Source organism: Pseudomonas tolaasii NCPPB 2192, assembly GCF_002813445.1.
In the GTDB taxonomy this organism is placed as follows: Bacteria; Pseudomonadota; Gammaproteobacteria; order Pseudomonadales; family Pseudomonadaceae; genus Aquipseudomonas; species Aquipseudomonas tolaasii.
In genome coordinates this window covers 6,266,989-6,284,084 of sequence record NZ_PHHD01000001.1, presented here as the reverse complement: position 1 = coordinate 6,284,084, position 17,096 = coordinate 6,266,989, and the positions used below count along the sequence as shown (strand labels likewise).

The window sequence follows — 17,096 nt, the reverse complement described above, 5'->3', positions numbered from 1 at the left end:
GGGAGCTGGCTTGCCTGCGATGAAGGCGACTCGGCCTTCCAACTGCCCACAAAAAAGCCCCGAACCGGTCGGGGCTTTTTCAGGTGATCAACCTACAGGTCTTACTGACCCTGCCAGCGTTTCAGCACCAGGGTGGCGTTGGTGCCACCGAAGCCGAAGCTGTTGCTCATCACGGTGTCGATCTTGGCGTTCTCGACGGTCTTGGTCAGGATCGGCATATCTGCCACCACCGGATCAATCTCGTCGATGTTGGCCGAGCCGGCCATGAAGTTGCCTTCCATCATCAGCAGGCAATAGATCGCTTCATGAACGCCGGCGGCGCCCAGGGAGTGACCCGACAGGCTCTTGGTGGAGCTGATGGCCGGCGCCTTGTCACCGAATACCGCACGCACGCCTTCCATTTCCTTGGCGTCGCCGACCGGAGTCGAAGTGCCGTGGGTGTTCAGGTAGTCGATTGGGGTATCCACGGTGGACATGGCCATCTGCATGCAACGGATGGCGCCTTCGCCGCTCGGGGCAACCATGTCGTAGCCGTCGGAAGTGGCGCCGTAGCCGACGATTTCCGCGTAGATCTTGGCACCACGGGCCAGAGCGTGTTCCAGCTCCTCGACCACGACCATGCCGCCACCGCCGGCGATGACGAAACCGTCACGCTTGGCGTCGTAGGCGCGGGAGGCCTTTTCCGGGGTTTCGTTGTACTGGGTGGACAGCGCGCCCATGGCGTCGAACAGGAACGACTGGCTCCAGTGCTCTTCTTCACCGCCGCCGGCGAACACGATGTCCTGCTTGCCCAGCTGGATCTGCTCAACCGCAGTACCGATGCAGTGAGCACTGGTGGCGCAGGCCGAGGAGATCGAGTAGTTCACGCCCTTGATCTGGAACGGTGTGGCCAGGCAGGCCGAAACGGTGCTGCCCATGGTCCGCGTTACACGGTACGGGCCAACGCGCTTCACGCCTTTTTCGCGCAGGATGTCCAGCGCTTCCATCTGGTTCAGGGTCGATGCGCCGCCGGAGCCGGCGATCAGGCCGGTGCGTACGTTCGATACCTGGTCGTCGCTCAGGCCGGAGTCGGCGATGGCGTCTTTCATGGCCAGGTAGGCGTAGGCGGCAGCGTGGCCGACGAAGCGATAGATCTTGCGATCGATCAGTTCTTCGAGAGGCAGGTCGATGGAGCCGGAAACCTGGCTACGCAGACCCATTTCGGCATATTCCGGGTTGAAGCGGATGCCAGGGCGACTTGCACGCAGGTTAGCGGTGACGGTCTCTTTGTCATTGCCCAGGCAAGAAACAATGCCCAGACCAGTGATAACGACGCGGCGCATGCGGATAACCCTTAAAAGTTGTCAGTGGAAGTGAATACGCCGACGCGAAGGCCTTCGGCAGTATAGATCTCGCGACCGTCGACAGTCACCGAACCGTCGGCGATCGCCAGGTTCAGCTTGCCCTTGAGGACGCGCTTGATTTGAATGTTGTAGGTGACTTTCTTGGCGGTCGGCAGGACCTGGCCAAAGAACTTCACTTCACCCGAACCCAGGGCGCGGCCGCGGCCCGGCAGGCCTTGCCAGCCCAGGTAGAACCCGACCAGTTGCCACATGGCGTCGAGGCCCAGGCAGCCCGGCATCACGGGGTCGCCTTCGAAATGGCAGGCGAAGAACCACAGGTCCGGGGTGATATCCAGCTCGGCGACCAATTCACCTTTGCCGTACTTGCCACCCTCTTCGCTGATATGGGTGATGCGATCCACCATCAGCATGTTCGGGGCGGGCAGTTGCGCGTTACCTGGGCCGAACAGCTCACCGCGACTGCAGCGCAGCAGGTCTTCCCGAGTAAAGGCGTTTTGTTTGGTCATGCGAGCTCCTCAATAATCCCATGCGGCAGGGTTGGGTAAATCTTCCCGAACCGACTGAAGCGTTCATGCCTCAGGTCAGCAGCCTACACATAGACTATTGCGTTGTAGTGAAAGTCACAGCGTCAAGGCACTGAATGTACACTTGTTCACTGAAATTTTAAACCGAGCCTGTTTATAGGCCCGTTCGGGTGCCTAAGACTGCCGCACTTTCGTCTTTCACGCCAGTCGCAGTTGGTTGATGGCGCGGCGCTATTGCACCCAGCGATGCAGGATTTGCTGCAAATCCGTACGTTTGAACGGCTTGGCCAGGTAATCGTTCATTCCGGCTGCCAGGCACGCTTCGCGGTCGCCCTGCAAGGCGTTGGCGGTGAGTGCGATGATCGGCAGATCGGCGCAGCCGGGCAACTGGCGGATTTGCCGCGTGGCTTCATAGCCATCGATCAGCGGCAGACGACAGTCCATCAAAATGGCGGTGAAAATCAGGCTCTCGGCGCTACGGATTGCTTCGGCACCGTCGTTCGCCAGGCTCACTTCAAACCCCAGGCTGCGCAGCATGGCTTCGACCACGGTACGGTTGACCGGGTTGTCCTCTACCAGCAACACATGACGACCCTCGCCGGCGCCACTTTTGCCTTCGGCATCCAGGGCAATCGCCGGCAGGCTTTGCTGGTCGATGGCCAGCGGAATTTCCAGGGTAAACACCGAGCCCCGGCCTTCTTCACTCTGGGCGCGCAGCGTGCCGCCCATGCGTTCGGCCAGCGTGCGGGCGATGGGCAGGCCCAGGCCGGTGCCGCCGTAACGTCTTGAAATGGAACTGTCCGCCTGCTGGAACGCGTCGAACATCAGCTCCAGGCGCTCGGCTGAAATTCCGATGCCACTGTCGCGCACCGTGCACGTGAACCATACCAGTTCATGGTCGAGGGTCTGCCAATGGGGCTCGACGGTGACGGTGCCGTGCTCGGTGAATTTGAGCGCGTTGCCGATCAGGTTGACCAGAATCTGGCGGATGCGCGTCGGGTCGCCCTGCACGCGCAACGCATCCATTCCCGGCGGAATCGGCAGTTCCAGCGCCAGCCCGCGCTGCTGGGCGCTGTGCTGGAAGGCCTGGGCGCAACTGCTGATCAGGTCCGCCAGGTTAAACGAAATGTGTTCCAGCTCCAGCGCGGCGCGCTCGATGCGCGAGAAGTCGAGGATGTCGTTGATCACCTTGAGCAGATGTTCGGTGGACTCCGACGCCAGCGCCGCATACTCGGTCTGCTCCTCGGTCATCTCGGTGGTTTCCAGCAACTGCAGCATGCCCAGCACACCGTTCATGGGCGTGCGCAACTCGTGGCTCATCATCGCCAGGAAGTCCGACTTGGCATTGTTGGCCCGCTCGGCTTCCTCGCGGGTCTGGATCAACTGCGCCATGGCCTGTTGTTGCTCGCGACTGGCCTGGTGCAGGCCTTCGGCGAGGTTGTTGATATGCCGCGACAGGTCGCCCAGCTCCGAGTCATCCACAATCGGCAGCGGCGTCTTGTAGTCGCCTTGCTGGATGGCCTTCACCGCATGGCCCATGGCGCTGATCGGCTGCGACAGGCTGGCCGCCAGGCGCCGTGCCAGCAGGAAGGTAAACAGCAGCGCGAACAAGGCGAGGATGCCGGCCTTGAACAGGATTTCCTGCTGGCGCTGGCTGAAGGCATCGTTGGACATGCCGACGATCACCCGGCCCAGATAGTCCGCGCGCGGTGCCTTGGGTTCGTTGAGGTTGTCCTGGAAGAAGTCGGTGCCCAACTGGATATGCTGCAGCCGGATCGGCGCCTGAAACACTTTCACCGACAGCGAGCGGTCGTGCTTCTCCGACGGTTGCTCCACATACACCAGAATGTTCTCCGAGCTGTCCTGAATCTCCAGAAAGCGCACATGGGGCGTGGCCAGGGTGGCGCGCAACAGGCTGTCGAGTACGTCGTTGTTGCCGGAAATCACCCCGTATTCGGTGGCGGGCGCGAGCTGGTTGGCGATCAACTGGCCGGTGTGGTCCAGTTCCTGACGCAAATCCTGGATACGCACGAAGGTAAAGAAGCTGATCAACAGCAACGTCAGCAACAGCGCCGGGCCCAGGGTGATGAGCTGGGTGCGGGTGTTGATGTCCCAACGACGACGCAAGGTCATGGGCGTTTTTCTCCTTCAGCCAATCGGGCGGCGACGGCGGCTTCGTCCACCTGTTCGATTCCCAGTGAGCGCGCGACTTGCGGGTTGCCCACGACTTTGAAGTGTTCCGGGTACAGGGTGCGCGGCCAGGAGGCCGGCGAATGGTCCAGCAGGCGGTCGAGTACATCGAGCCAGTCCGCCTGGTCGCTGTAGGTGCTGGCCAGGGCGCCGGCCTTGACGAACCCGGCATTGGGCCCCACCAGCGGCAATTGCTGGGCGTAGCTGCTGAGCAGCAGGTTCTTCACGGTTTTCGGGTTGTACAACTGCGGGTCGTCGAGGCCGAGCAGCACGTCACTGTTCTTGAACAGGTTCTGCAACGGGCGACTGTCATTAATGTTGTCCCAGAGCTGCGGCACGATCTCCAGGCCCAGCGGCGCGGCATACTGAGTCAATTCGCGCAGCAGAAATTCACTGTCGGTGCCGTAAAGCACGCCGATTCGTCGGGCCTGGGGCAGGATGCCGGCGATCAGGTTCAGTTGGCGCTCCAGCGGCGGGTCACTCCACAACAAACTGATCTTTGCCGGGTGCGCATTGCCCAGGCGCTGGCGGGCCTGCAGGCGGCTGATCCGCAGCACCAGGGTTGGCGGGCCCTGGGTATCCTGCAGGCGCCAGTCGAGGCCGGGCAGGTCCAGCAGGATCAGGCGGGTACTCGCCGCAAGCTCGCTCGGTGCGGGCAAGTCCTTGAGCGCGGTGAAGGTAACGTGATCTTCGGGGCGTTGCAGGGCCAGAGCCTGGGTGAAGGCCTGCACCCCGGCGCCGTCTTCGGCGGCGGTCAGCAGGATGTCGGCGCTCCACGCCGGCGCCGTCAGCAGCAGGCACACGAGCAGCAGGCCGCGTCGCCAGAGGCGGGCAATAGAGAGGAGGGTCATCCGTGACTGATCGCCCATGTCAGAATTCCAGCTCCGCGCTGAAATAGAGGACATGACGGCTGTCGTAATTGTTGTCGGCCCAGGTGGTGGGCTGGTTATCGAGGCGTTGTTGCAACATGCCGGCCAGCTCCACGTTGGCTTTGCCCAGGGCAATGCGCTTGGCCACCCGCAGGTCGACCCGTTCGAAGCGATACTGATTGAGTGCGTCGTCGCCATAGTAGAACAGCGCGCTGGACCAGCCCTGGCCCCATTCACGCAACCAGCCGGCGGAGCCGCTGTTGCGCGCGGTTTGTGCCTTGTCCTTGGGGTTGCTGGCGGAAGCGTCGACGTAAGCATAGGTCAGCCGCAGCCGGTCGGCATTGCTCATGCGCCAGTCGAACTGCGACTCTGCCCCGGTAAACCGTGCGCTGTTGGCGTTGCTGGCAATGTATTGGTTATTGCGCAGCGGCGAGCTGATCATGTCGGTGATTTCGTCGTAGAACAGTTTCACGTCGACATTCAGCCCGAGGTCGGCAAAGAAGCCGTTGTAGCCCAGCTCGCGCGAACGCATCAACTCTTTATCGAGGTTGCCGGGCCCGCGCGTTACCACAAAATATTGCCCGGCGTTCTGCCCGTAGGCCGGCGAGCTGAGGTTGGTGACGCGGTAGCTCCAGTTGACGTTGTTCTCGAACATGTCCGGCGAGCGGATTGCCTCGGAATACACCGCGCGCAGGCCGTGGCGCGGGTTGATCAAATAGTTGACCGCGACCCGCGGCGTCAGCGAGTTGCCGCTCAGGTGGGTGTCTTCGTACATGGCGCCACCCTGCAGCAACCAATGCTCGCTGGCGCGCCATTCCAGGTGGCCGAACAGGCGCCAAGTGGTGTCGTCCAGGGTGCCATTGAAGTAGGTGTCGGAGTCGGCGCGGTCGTAGCGATAGTTCATGCCGCTGACCAGGCGCAGGCTGTCGGACAGGCTGAGGGTGTCCTGAATCTCGATGTCGTAGCGGCTTTCGCGGGTGCTCTGGTCGATATCGCCGCACACGCTCTGGTTGGCGCCGTTACGCCACTGATCCAGCACCTGGTTGCCCAGCGTTTGCTCGGCAGCGGTGCCAGGCGGGGCGGTGCCCTGGCTATAGGTGTCCATGTGGCGGGCCAACTGCTCGGCATAGTTGGGGTTGATCTGCCACAGCTGGGTCAGCTCCGGACTGAACGACACCTTGGCGTCGCAAGCCTTCCAGACTTGCTGGCGGTCCCATTGCTGGGCCGAACCCTGGATATACAGGCTGTGCTCCGGGTTGAATTCGTAGTTCCAGCGTACCGAGCCGGCGTAATCCTTGGCGGTGACGTCGGAATTGGTACCGCCTTCGGTAATCCCGGCGAACACCGGCACGTAAGTATAAGGCCGCTGATTGCTGCCTTCCTTGGCATCCAGTTGCCAGTCCAGGCTTTGCTGCGCGTTCAGGGTCTGGCTGACCGCCAGGCTGAAACGGCTGAGGCGCCGGCTGTCCCGGCGGTCGGCGCCGACGGCATCGCTGTCGAAGCCATCGTCCTGCTGGCCGGATAAAGACAGGCGCAAGTCGCCGGTCTCCCAGCCCACCCCCTGGCTGGCATAGAAGTCGTTGATCCCGCGTGCACCACGGATGACTTTCACCCGCGAGCCCTGGCTGTTGGCCGGCGAGCGCGTGAGGATGTTGACCACCGCCATCAACGCATTGGCGCCATAGCTGACGGTGTTGGGGCCGCGGAATACTTCGATGCGCTCGATATCCTCCATGGCCACCGGAATGTCGCTCCAGTCCACGGTCGCCAGGCCCGCGCGGTACACCGAGCGTCCGTCGATCAACACCTGCATGCGCCGCGCATCGCTGGCGCTGGTGCCATGGTAGTTCACCGCCGCCTGGTTGCCCGTGGTGTAGCCGACCATCATTCCCGGCACCAGCCGCAGCAGCTCGGCGATATCCCGCGCGCCGCTGGCCTTGATCAATTCGCTGTCGATCACCGTCATGCTGCCGGGCACGGCGGCGGCCGATTGCTTCAGGCGCGTAGCGGTCAGCACTTGCGGCAGCGGCTGGCTGTCGAGAAACAGGTCGTCGGACAGGGCTGGTGCACTGCACAACAGCATCAGCCAAAGGGATGAACGGGGAGGAGGGCCCAAATACACGGCACGGCCTTGATAATTGCGGATAGCCGCCCATGTTAACCGAGGCGCGGCCATTTGCCAGTCGCCGGACTTGCGATTGCGTCACACAAACGTGGCATTTTCCGACAAACGTGTGAATTGACACGGGGGCTGGCCGCAAGCGGGTCGGCCCGTATAATGCCGCCATCGCCACTGGTATGGATTAACGGATTGCATATGACTGAACAGCGCCCAATTGCGGTCCTGGGAGGCGGAAGTTTTGGTACCGCCGTGGCAAACCTGCTGGCCGAGAATGGCCACGCGGTGCGCCAGTGGATGCGTGATCCCGAGCAGGCCGAGGCCATTCGCGTCCACCGGGAAAACCCGCGTTACCTCAAAGGCATCAAAATTCACCCGGCGGTCGAGCCGGTGACCGACTTGCTGGAAACACTCAATGCCTGCGACCTGTGCTTCGTCGCGCTGCCGTCCAGCGCCTTGCGTTCGGTGCTGGCACCCCACGCCGAGCGCCTGGCGGGCAAGCTGCTGGTCAGCCTGACCAAGGGCATCGAAGCGCAGACCTTCAAGCTGATGAGCGAAATCCTCGAGGAAATCGCCCCGCAAGCGCGCATCGGCGTGCTGTCCGGGCCGAACCTGGCGCGCGAAGTGGCCGAGCACGCGCTGACCGCCACCGTGGTCGCCAGCGAAGACGAGGAACTCTGCGAACGTGTCCAGGCCGTGCTGCATGGCCGCACATTTCGCGTGTATGCCAGTGGCGACCGCTTCGGTGTGGAGCTGGGCGGCGCGCTGAAAAACGTCTACGCGATCATTGCCGGCATGGCCGTGGCGCTGGGCATGGGCGAAAACACCAAGAGCATGCTGATCACCCGCGCGCTGGCCGAGATGACCCGTTTTGCGGTGAACCAGGGCGCCAACCCGATGACCTTCCTCGGGTTGGCCGGTGTGGGCGACTTGATCGTCACCTGCTCCTCGCCCAAAAGCCGCAATTATCAGGTCGGTTTCGCCCTCGGGCAGGGCTTGACCCTGGACGACGCCGTCACGCGCCTGGGCGAAGTGGCCGAAGGCGTCAATACGCTTAAAGTGCTGAAGGCCAAGGCTCAGGAAGTGGGCGTGTACATGCCGCTGGTGGCCGGGCTGCACGCGATCCTGTTTGAAGGGCGCACCTTGAATCAGGTGATCGAGCTGCTGATGCGCGCCGAGCCGAAAACCGATGTCGACTTTATTTCCACCAGTGGTTTCAACTGAGGAACGCGTCATGAACGATCCGAAAGCAGCCCCCCAATACGAGTCCATCCTGCTGCGCATTCTGTGGATGCTGGTGTTTGCCCTGGTGTGGCAAGTGGCGCAGTTCCTGCTCGGCGCGCTGGTGGTGGTGCAATTGATTTACCGCCTGATCTACAGCGCACCGAACCTGGGGCTGATGAATTTCGGCGACAGCCTCAGCCAGTTTCTTGCCCAGATCGGCCGTTTCGGCAGCTTCCATACCGAGCAAAAACCCTGGCCGTTCGCCGATTGGCCGGCGCCGCGCGCACCCGACGGCGAAGCCGCCCACAGCGTGCCGCCGGCGCCGCACCCGGTGCGCGATGAGGAGCCGAAGCTGTGAAGCTATGGATTTTGCGCCACGGTGAAGCCGAAGCGCATGCGCGCACCGATGCCGAACGCAACCTGACCGAGCATGGTCGCGGCGAAGTGTTGCGCAGCGCGGCGCATCTGATCGGGCAGCCCATCGCCGCCATCATCGCCAGCCCGTATGTGCGGGCGCAGCAAACCGCACACCTGGTGCGCGACGCGCTGGGCTTCGAGCCGCAAATCCGCACGGTGCCGTGGCTGACGCCGGAAGGCAACCCGTTGCAGGTGCTGGAAAAGCTCGACACCGACGACAACGTGCTGCTGGTCAGCCACCAGCCTTTGGTCGGCAGCCTGATCAGCTTTTTGCAGCATGGCCATCAGCGCCAGCCGCAGCCGATGCACACCGCCAGCCTGGCGGAACTGGAAGGGGACTTTCCGCTGGCGGGGCTGATGAGCCTGGTCAGTGTGAAGAATCCGTAGGACGCATCGGCGCTTTTTTGTGTGCTATATAGTCAACCAAGCAAGTGCTTGGTTGGCTATCATCGGATCACAAAGGAGCGCGTCCCATGTCTGTCGCTTTTCGTTTGCCGTTGCAGGTCTTCTTCGAACGTGAAGCGCGGCACCCGCGCAAACCCTTTCTGGTACAGCCCCTGGGTGGCAGCGAAGTGCAGACCCTCACCTGGGAAGACGTCGGCCAGCAGGCCCGCCGCGCCGCACACTGGCTGCGCGCCCGGGAGTTGCCCCAGGGCTCGCACATTGCACTGATCTCCAAAAACTGCGCGCACTGGATCATCGCCGACCTCGCGATCTGGATGGCCGGGTATGTCTCGGTGCCGCTGTACCCGAACCTGACGGCCGACTCCGTGAGCCATGTGCTGACCCATTCCGAGGCCGCGCTGGTGCTGATCGGCAAGCTGGACGACTGGCCGGCGATGGCGCCGGGTATCCCCAGCGGGCTGCCGACCATCAGCCTGCCGCTGTGCCCGGCCGGGCCGTTCGATTTCAGCTGGGCCGACCTGCAAACCTGCTCGCCGATTCAGGACAACCCTGCGCCAGAGGCCGCGAGCCTGGCCACCATCGTCTACACCTCCGGCACTACGGGCTTGCCCAAAGGCGTGATGCAAACCTTTGGCGCCCTGGGGTTTGCCGCCACGCGCGGTACCGAGCTGTTCGGGTTGGGGGAGGGCGACCGGTTGCTGTCCTACCTGCCGCTGTGCCATGTGGCAGAGCGAATGTTTGTGGAGCTGGCCTCGATCTACACCGGGCAAACCGTGTTTTTTGCCGACAGCCTCGACACCTTTCTTGCCGACTTGCGCCGCGCACGACCCACGGCGCTGTTTGGCGTGCCGCGAATCTGGACCCGGTTCCAGATGGGCGTTTACGCCAAAATCCCGCAACAGCGCCTGGAGATGCTGCTGCGCCTGCCGTTTATCGGCAAGCGCGTGGGCCGTAAAGTTCTCGCGGGTTTGGGGCTGGATGAGCTGCGCATTGCACTGTCGGGCGCGGCGCCGGTGCCGGAAGCCCTGCTGTGCTGGTATCAGCGCCTGGGCCTGGACGTGCTGGAGGTGTATGGCATGACCGAAGCCTGCGGATATTCCCACGTGTCGCGCCCGGGCCAGCAAACCCTTGGCTGGATCGGCTTGCCGTGCCCTGGCGTTGAAGTGCGTATAGCGGCGAGTGGCGAAGTGCAGGTGCGCAGCGGCGCGACCATGCTGGGCTACTTCAAGGACCCGCAGAAAACCGCCGAGGCCCTGACCGAAGACGGCTTTTTGCGCACGGGCGACAAGGGCGAGCAGGCCGCTGATGGCCGTTTGCGCCTGACCGGGCGCCTCAAGGAAATTTTCAAAACCAGCAAGGGCAAATACGTCGCCCCGGCGCCGATCGAGAATCGCCTGGCCGAGCATGCGCGCATCGAACAGGTGTGCGTGGTGGGTGATGGCCTCACCGCACCCATGGCGCTGTGCGTGCTGTCGGCGGGTGAACAGGACCGTGACGCGCTGGGCGCCAGCCTTGAACGCTGGCTGGAGCAGGTCAACGGCGGGCTGGATAAACATGAACGTTTGCGTCAGTTGGTGGTGGTCAAAGACAGCTGGGCGGTGGACAACGGCTTCCTGACGCCGACATTGAAGATCAAGCGCAACGTCATCGAGTCGACCTACGGCGCACAGTTTCAAGCCTGGAGCGCGCGCAATGAATCCATTCTGTGGCAGGATTAGGGCCGTAATAAAACCAATAAGGACAATTGCATGAGCCTGTGGCGCACCCAACCGAATATCGAGCAACTCAACGCGATCCAGAAAAACACCATCGGTGAATTGCTGGATATCCGCTTCGAAAGCTTTGACGACGAATCCCTCACCGCCAGCATGGTGGTTGACCATCGCACCCATCAGCCCTACGGCCTGCTGCACGGCGGCGCGTCGGTGGTGCTGGCCGAGAGCGTGGGGTCCATGGCGGCCTATCTGTGCATCGATGCCAGCAAGTTCTATTGTGTGGGCCTTGAGGTCAACGCCAACCACCTGCGCGGCGTACGCAGCGGACGGGTGACGGCGGTGGCGCGGGCGATTCATATCGGGCGCACCACGCAGGTGTGGGACATTCGCCTGACCAGCGATGACGGCAAGGCCAGCTGCGTGTCGCGTCTGACCATGGCCGTGGTGCCGCTGGGTGAAACGCCGCCGGCGCGATAGGCATGGCGTGAGTGTCATCATTCCTGGCAGTTACAGTCATTGCTGAGCTGCCCGGGGCTGGTGACAATCAGCTTCTGTTTTTGTTGATGGATCCGGTATGTCGCAGCACGTGTTTTTTGCCCACGCCAATGGCTTCCCTTCGGCCACCTACGGCAAGTTGTTTGCCGCCCTGGCCCCGGAATACGCAGTGGCTCACCTGCCGCAGCACGGTCACGACCCCAGGTTTCCGGTGGACGATAACTGGCAGAACCTGGTGGACGAGTTGATCCACCACCTGGAGCAACAGCCCGAACCGGTGTGGGGCGTGGGCCATTCCCTCGGTGGCGTGTTGCATTTGCACGCGGCCATGCGTTGCCCGCAGTTGTACCGCGGTGTGGTGATGCTGGACTCGCCGGTGCTGACCCGCGCCGACCGCTGGGTGATCCGTGCGGCCAAACGCTTCGGTTTTATCGACCGCCTTACGCCAGCCGGGCGTACTTTGGGACGTCGTGAAGAATTCACCGACCTGGCCAGCGCGCGCAGTTATTTCGCCGGCAAAACCCTGTTTCGCGGGTTCGACCCGGAATGTTTTGATGCTTACTTGCAACACGGCCTGCATCAAGTGGGCGACCGCTTGCGCCTGCGTTTTGATCCGGCCACCGAAATCAGCATCTACCGGGGCGTGCCTCACACCAGCCCGGGCCAGGTGCGCCAGTTGAAAGTGCCGCTGGCAGTGGTGCGCGGTCGCCAGAGCCGGGTGGTGATGCGTCACCACGCCAGCGGCGTCGACCGCCTGCCCATGGGTGAAATGCTCACCATGCCCGGCGGCCACATGTTTCCCCTTGAGCGCCCGCAGGACACCGCGACCTTGATCAAAAACCTGTTTTCCCGCTGGGAAGCCCGCGAGCGCAGTTGCGCATGAGTACGCCGGTCGAGGAAGTGCGCCTGAGCCTGCCGCACATCGAGCTGGCAGCCCACCTGTTTGGGCCGGAGGACGGTTTGCCGGTGATCGCCCTGCATGGCTGGCTGGACAATGCCAACAGCTTCGCGCGGCTGGCGCCCAAGCTTGAAGGGTTGCGCATTGTCGCCCTGGACATGGCCGGGCACGGGCATTCTGCGCATCGTCCTGTAGGTGCCGGTTATGCGTTGTGGGATTACGTGCACGATGTGTTGCAAGTCGCCGAACAGCTGGGTTGGAAACGTTTTGCATTACTTGGCCATTCCCTCGGCGCGATCGTTTCTCTGGTGCTGGCGGGGGCCTTGCCGGAGCGGGTCACGCACCTCGGTTTGATCGATGGCGTGATCCCGCCGACCGCCAGCGGCGAGAATGCCGCCGAGCGTTTGGGCATGGCGTTGCAGGCGCAATTGAACCTGCGCGACAAGAGCAAACCGGTCTACACCACCCTGGATCGCGCGGTCGAAGCACGCATGAAAGGCGTGGTGGCCGTGAGCCGCGAAGCCGCCGAACTGCTGGCCCAGCGCGGTTTGATGCCGGTGCCGGGCGGTTACACCTGGCGCTCGGACAGCCGCCTGACCCTGGCCTCGCCGATGCGTCTGACCGACGAACAGGCGATGGCTTTCGTGAAGCGCGTGGGGTGCCCTGCGCAATTGGTGGTTGCGGCTGACGGCATGCTGGCGAAACATTCCGAATTGCTTTCTCAGCTACCCTTTACGGTGACCACGCTGCCCGGCGGCCATCATTTACACCTGAATGACGAGCCCGGTGCCGCTCTTGTTGCAGACTGTTTCAATCGGTTCTTCTCCACGCCTTGACTTGGCGGGGTCAACTGCCGAGGCTGGGCGGATTGAAAGGGAGTCAACCATGAACCATCTTGAAACTGCTGCGACCTCCAATGGCCAGGGCTCATCCATCCGATGAGCCTGCGTAAAGGCTGTATACGTGCCCTCGGGCTGTGCTGTTTCAGCCCGTTGGTGTTCGCCGCCGACGTGCCGGGCAGCCAGGATTTGCCGGCCGTTTCCCGCCAGGTCGACGCGCAGATTGTCGATTACCGGCCCGCTGAAGAAAAAGAACGCATCTACCCCATGGGCGCGATCCGCAAGATCAGCGGTCAACTACGCTATGAAGGCCAGGCCACAGCCCGCGGCCAGGCCACAGCCATTACCTACGAACTGCCGCCCGAGCACACTTCCAGCGCGGCCTTTACCGCGACCCGCGAAGCCTTGCAGGCCAAGGGCGCGCAGCTGTTGTTCTGGTGCCAGGCCCGCGATTGCGGCGAGAGCAGCCTGTGGGCCAATGAAGTGTTCGGCAACGCCAAGCTGGTCGGTGCCGACGGCCAGCAGGAATACCTGTTGTTGCGCCTGGCTGCACCGCAGGACAACACTCTGGTGGCGTTGTACGGCATCACCCGAGGCAACCGTCGCGCGTACCTGCATGTGGAGCAACTGGATGCCGGCGCACCACTGGGCGAGTTGCTGCCGACGTCGGCGACCTTGCTGCGTGAATTGAAAAGCACTGGAGAGCTGGACTTCCCAGCACTCAACCGTGAACCCGACGCCACCTGGCTGACCCTGATTTCCCGCGGGCTCAACCTTGACGCCACCTTACGCGTCAGCCTGACCGGCACCACCGCCGAAGCCTGGCGTCAGGGCCTGATCGACAGTGGCGTACGCGCTGCGCGCCTGGAAACCGGCACCGATACCGCCAAAGGCCTGCACCTGCATCTGATACGCTAGGCGTCACTGGGCGAACGGACCCGCGCCGTTCGCCTAAGCTCTCTTCCTACAGCCTTTTTTCGAGATACCCGATGCTCAATAACGATCGCCTGCTGGTGCAAATCCTGCTGCTGGTGCTGTTCGGTGCCAGCTTCTGGGTGATGGCGCCGTTCTGGTCGGCGCTGTTCTGGGGCGCGGTGCTGGCGTTTGCCAGCTGGCCGCTGATGCGTTTGCTCACCCGCTGGCTCGGCGGCCGGGAATCCCTGGCGGCGGGCATCCTGACGTTGGGCTGGATGTTGCTGGTGGCGGTGCCGCTGGTGTGGCTGGGTTTCAACCTGGCCGACCACGTGCGTGATGCCGTGGGCCTGATCAAGGATATTCAGGTGGACGGCTTGCCGGCCGCGCCGACCTGGCTGGGTTCGATCCCGTTCGTCGGCGAGCGGCTGGTGGCAACCTGGGACAGCATCGACCAACAGGGCGCGGCGCTGATGGTCAGCATCAAGCCGTACCTGGGGCAGGTGGGGAACTGGCTGCTGGCGCGCAGTGCGCAAATCGGCGGCGGCATTCTCGAACTGACCCTGAGCCTGGTGTTCGTGTTTTTCTTCTACCGTGACGGCCCGCGCCTGGCGACCTTTGTGCACCGCCTGCTCGAACGCCTGATCGGCGATCGCGCCGGTTACTACATCGAACTGGTGGCCGGCACCGTGCAACGGGTGGTCAACGGCGTGATCGGCACCGCCGCCGCCCAGGCCTTGCTGGCGCTGATCGGCTTCCTGATCGCGGGCGTGCCGGGCGCGCTGGTGTTGGGCATCGTCACCTTCCTGCTCAGCCTGATCCCGATGGGCCCGCCGCTGGTGTGGATCCCGGCCACGGCGTGGCTGGCGTGGAAGGGCGATTACACCTACGCGGTATTCCTGGGTATCTGGGGGACGTTCATCATCAGCGGCGTGGACAACGTGCTCAAACCGTACCTGATCAGCCGGGGCGGCAACCTGCCGCTGGTGATCGTGCTGCTGGGCGTGTTCGGCGGCTTGATCGCCTTCGGCTTTATCGGCCTGTTTATCGGCCCGACCTTGCTGGCGGTGGCCTACAGCCTGCTGACGGACTGGAGCGCTACCCAGGCGCAAGCGCGCCGCGAAGACAAACCGATCTAGCTGATCGATGGCGATCATTGTGGGAGCTGGCTTGCCTGCTCCCACATGGGGCCGTGCCAGCCCATTAGGTCCTCGGCAACCACATCACGGCGGTCAACCCGCCGCCCGGGGTGTCTTCCAGACTGAGGTGGCCGCCGAGGCGTTCTACCGCCTCTTTGGAAATCGTCATGCCCAGGCCGACGCCGCCGGAGTTGCGGTTGCGCGAGCCTTCCAGGCGGAAAAACGGTTCGAACACTGCCTCGCGTTTATCCGCTGCGATTCCCGGGCCATGGTCGATCACGCGAATCACCAGGGCGCCCCGGCTGTCGGCCAGTTCCACGCGCGCCGTACCGGCATAACGCAGGGCATTGTCGATCAGGTTGTTAAGGCACGAGCGCAGCGCCATCGGCTGCACCTGTAAAGGCGCGCAGGTGCCGGAGAACTGCACGTCGGAGCCCTGGTCCTGGGCGTTTTCGCTCAACGATTCCACCAGCGCCTGCACGTCGAGCCAGTGCCGGGTTTCGCTGGTGCGCTGCTCGTGCAGGTAGCTCAGGGTGGCGTCGAGCATGCCGATCATGTCGTCGAGGTCCTGGCGCATCTGGCCTTGCAGCCTGGTGTCCTCAATCTGTTCCAGGCGCAACTTAAGGCGTGACAGCGGGGTGCGCAGGTCATGGGAAACCGCGCCAAGCATGCGTGCACGCTGGCTGACCTGTTCACGGATGCGCTTTTGCATCAGATTGAAAGTGGACGCTGCCTGGCGTGCCTCGCGAGGCCCGGACTCATTGAGGGGCGGGCTGTCGAGGTCGACGCTCAAGCGCTCGGCGGCGGCGCTGAGGCGCTGAATCGGCCGGCTGAGCAACTTGGCGCCGTACCAGGCCGCAATGATCAGCGAAATAAATTGAAAGGTCAGGGGCACTACCGGCCCGCCAAACCAGGGGCGCGGGTGTTTTTTGTGCAGCGGGGTGAAGCTGCCGTCGGCTTGCTGCACGAACATTTTGCCCGGTGGCGGTGGTGTCGGCCCGTAGTGGTGAAACCAGAAGATCGCCAGTACGTGGGCCAGCACAATGGCGACCAGCAATACGCCGAACAGCCTGCCGAACAGCGTATTGAACGCGTTGCGCATCAGCCGATATCCCGGGCGTCGAACAGGTAGCCCTCGCCACGTACGGTTTTGATCAACTGCGGGGCTTTCGGGTCATCGCCCAGCTTCTGGCGCAGCCGCGAGACCAGCAAGTCAATGCTGCGATCAAAGGCCTCAATGGAGCGGCCACGGGCGGCATCGAGCAATTGCTCACGGCTCAGCACGCGGCGCGGACGTTCGATAAACACCCACAGCAAGCGGAATTCGGCGTTGGACAATGGCACCACCAGGCCGTCATCGGCGACCAATTGGCGCAGCACGCTGTTGAGGCGCCAGTTGTCGAAGCGGATGTTGGCGCGCTGCTCGGTGCGGTCATCGCGCACCCGGCGCAGGATGGTCTGGATGCGGGCCACCAGCTCGCGCGGCTCGAAGGGCTTGGACATGTAGTCGTCGGCGCCCAGTTCCAGGCCGATGATGCGGTCGGTGGGTTCGCAGCGGGCGGTGAGCATCAGGATCGGGATGTCCGATTCGCCGCGCAGCCAGCGGCACAACGACAGGCCGTCTTCGCCCGGCAGCATCAGGTCGAGCACCACCACGTCAAAAGTTTCCGCCTGCATGGCGGCACGCATCGCGGCGCCGTCGGTGACGCCCACGGCCAGGATATTGAAACGCGCCAGGTAATCGATCAGCAGTTCGCGGATCGGCACGTCGTCATCGACGATCAGCGCGCGGGTGTTCCAGCGCTTTTCATCGGCGATCACCGCGCCTTTTTGCTCGTCGTTCACGGAGACTGAAGAAGTATGCATAGTGCGATCATCTGCCTGGTTGTTGCTGTCAGCATAGGCGCCCAGCCCCATGGCTGGAAGTGCTGGACGGTCGGTCATGTGCGCGAGGCTAGCGGCGGGGCGTGTTGAGGGCATGTCGTGAATGTATCGCTCTGGATACAA

Annotated in this window: 16 protein-coding genes; 9 read left to right on the top strand and 7 right to left on the bottom strand. The window is 63.1% G+C overall.

Translation table 11 applies throughout. From position 1 onward, the window contains the following. Positions 1-101 precede the first annotated feature (101 nt). From fabB to ATI14_RS28580, 5 genes are all read right to left on the bottom strand, one after another. Positions 102-1,322, bottom strand: coding sequence for a beta-ketoacyl-ACP synthase I (fabB, locus tag ATI14_RS28600; protein WP_016974674.1), 1,221 nt, complete (start codon positions 1,320-1,322; stop codon positions 102-104). A gap of 11 nt (positions 1,323-1,333) precedes the next feature. Then, positions 1,334-1,849: a 3-hydroxyacyl-[acyl-carrier-protein] dehydratase FabA gene (gene fabA, locus ATI14_RS28595; RefSeq protein ID WP_003210552.1), complete on the bottom strand. Its 516-nt coding sequence runs from the start codon at positions 1,847-1,849 to the stop codon at positions 1,334-1,336. A 249-nt stretch (positions 1,850-2,098) separates the two neighbouring features. Continuing rightward, positions 2,099-4,000, bottom strand: coding sequence for an ATP-binding protein (locus tag ATI14_RS28590; protein ID WP_080520174.1), 1,902 nt, complete (start codon positions 3,998-4,000; stop codon positions 2,099-2,101). Continuing rightward, complete coding sequence (locus ATI14_RS28585; RefSeq protein ID WP_016974672.1) at positions 3,997-4,926, bottom strand: ABC transporter substrate-binding protein; 930 nt, start codon at positions 4,924-4,926, stop codon at positions 3,997-3,999. The genes ATI14_RS28590 and ATI14_RS28585 overlap by 4 nt, the downstream gene beginning before the upstream one ends. Position 4,927: 1 nt before the next feature. Next, the gene (locus ATI14_RS28580; protein WP_335739931.1) at positions 4,928-7,048 is read right to left on the bottom strand and encodes a TonB-dependent receptor plug domain-containing protein; all 2,121 of its coding nucleotides are present in this window, start codon (positions 7,046-7,048) and stop codon (positions 4,928-4,930) included. 195 nt (positions 7,049-7,243) lie between these two features. Between ATI14_RS28580 and ATI14_RS28575 the strand changes: the two genes are divergently transcribed. The 9 genes from ATI14_RS28575 to ATI14_RS28535 all read left to right on the top strand — a co-directional run bounded on the left by ATI14_RS28575 (position 7,244) and on the right by ATI14_RS28535 (position 15,089). Then, positions 7,244-8,269 carry an NAD(P)H-dependent glycerol-3-phosphate dehydrogenase gene (locus ATI14_RS28575; protein WP_016974670.1) on the top strand — a complete coding sequence of 342 codons (1,026 nt, stop codon included), beginning with the start codon at positions 7,244-7,246 and terminating at the stop codon, positions 8,267-8,269. 10 nt (positions 8,270-8,279) lie between these two features. Further along, positions 8,280-8,627 carry a DUF4389 domain-containing protein gene (locus ATI14_RS28570; protein WP_017255244.1) on the top strand — a complete coding sequence of 116 codons (348 nt, stop codon included), beginning with the start codon at positions 8,280-8,282 and terminating at the stop codon, positions 8,625-8,627. Next, complete coding sequence (gene sixA / locus ATI14_RS28565; RefSeq protein ID WP_016974669.1) at positions 8,624-9,073, top strand: phosphohistidine phosphatase SixA; 450 nt, start codon at positions 8,624-8,626, stop codon at positions 9,071-9,073. The genes ATI14_RS28570 and sixA overlap by 4 nt, the downstream gene beginning before the upstream one ends. Positions 9,074-9,159: 86 nt before the next feature. Next, positions 9,160-10,809 carry an AMP-binding protein gene (locus ATI14_RS28560; protein ID WP_080520176.1) on the top strand — a complete coding sequence of 550 codons (1,650 nt, stop codon included), beginning with the start codon at positions 9,160-9,162 and terminating at the stop codon, positions 10,807-10,809. 30 nt (positions 10,810-10,839) lie between these two features. Continuing rightward, positions 10,840-11,283: a hotdog fold thioesterase gene (locus ATI14_RS28555; protein ID WP_016974667.1), complete on the top strand. Its 444-nt coding sequence runs from the start codon at positions 10,840-10,842 to the stop codon at positions 11,281-11,283. Between the two features lie 97 nt (positions 11,284-11,380). Continuing rightward, positions 11,381-12,184, top strand: a complete 804-nt coding sequence (locus tag ATI14_RS28550; RefSeq protein WP_016974666.1) for an alpha/beta fold hydrolase — start codon at positions 11,381-11,383, stop codon at positions 12,182-12,184. Beyond that, positions 12,181-13,035 (top strand): alpha/beta hydrolase, encoded by an 855-nt coding sequence (locus ATI14_RS28545; RefSeq protein WP_016974665.1) that lies wholly within the window; start codon positions 12,181-12,183, stop codon positions 13,033-13,035. The genes ATI14_RS28550 and ATI14_RS28545 overlap by 4 nt, the downstream gene beginning before the upstream one ends. A 102-nt stretch (positions 13,036-13,137) precedes the next feature. Continuing rightward, positions 13,138-13,956: a DUF4892 domain-containing protein gene (locus tag ATI14_RS28540; RefSeq protein WP_016974664.1), complete on the top strand. Its 819-nt coding sequence runs from the start codon at positions 13,138-13,140 to the stop codon at positions 13,954-13,956. 71 nt (positions 13,957-14,027) lie between these two features. Next, positions 14,028-15,089 carry an AI-2E family transporter gene (locus ATI14_RS28535; protein ID WP_016974663.1) on the top strand — a complete coding sequence of 354 codons (1,062 nt, stop codon included), beginning with the start codon at positions 14,028-14,030 and terminating at the stop codon, positions 15,087-15,089. Between the two features lie 64 nt (positions 15,090-15,153). On the opposite strand, the gene ATI14_RS28530 is transcribed toward ATI14_RS28535, so the two are convergent. Continuing rightward, positions 15,154-16,191, bottom strand: a complete 1,038-nt coding sequence (locus ATI14_RS28530; RefSeq protein ID WP_016974662.1) for a sensor histidine kinase — start codon at positions 16,189-16,191, stop codon at positions 15,154-15,156. Continuing rightward, positions 16,191-16,955 carry a response regulator gene (locus ATI14_RS28525; protein ID WP_042918848.1) on the bottom strand — a complete coding sequence of 255 codons (765 nt, stop codon included), beginning with the start codon at positions 16,953-16,955 and terminating at the stop codon, positions 16,191-16,193. Before ATI14_RS28525 ends, ATI14_RS28530 begins: the two co-directional genes overlap by 1 nt. Positions 16,956-17,096 lie beyond the last annotated feature (141 nt).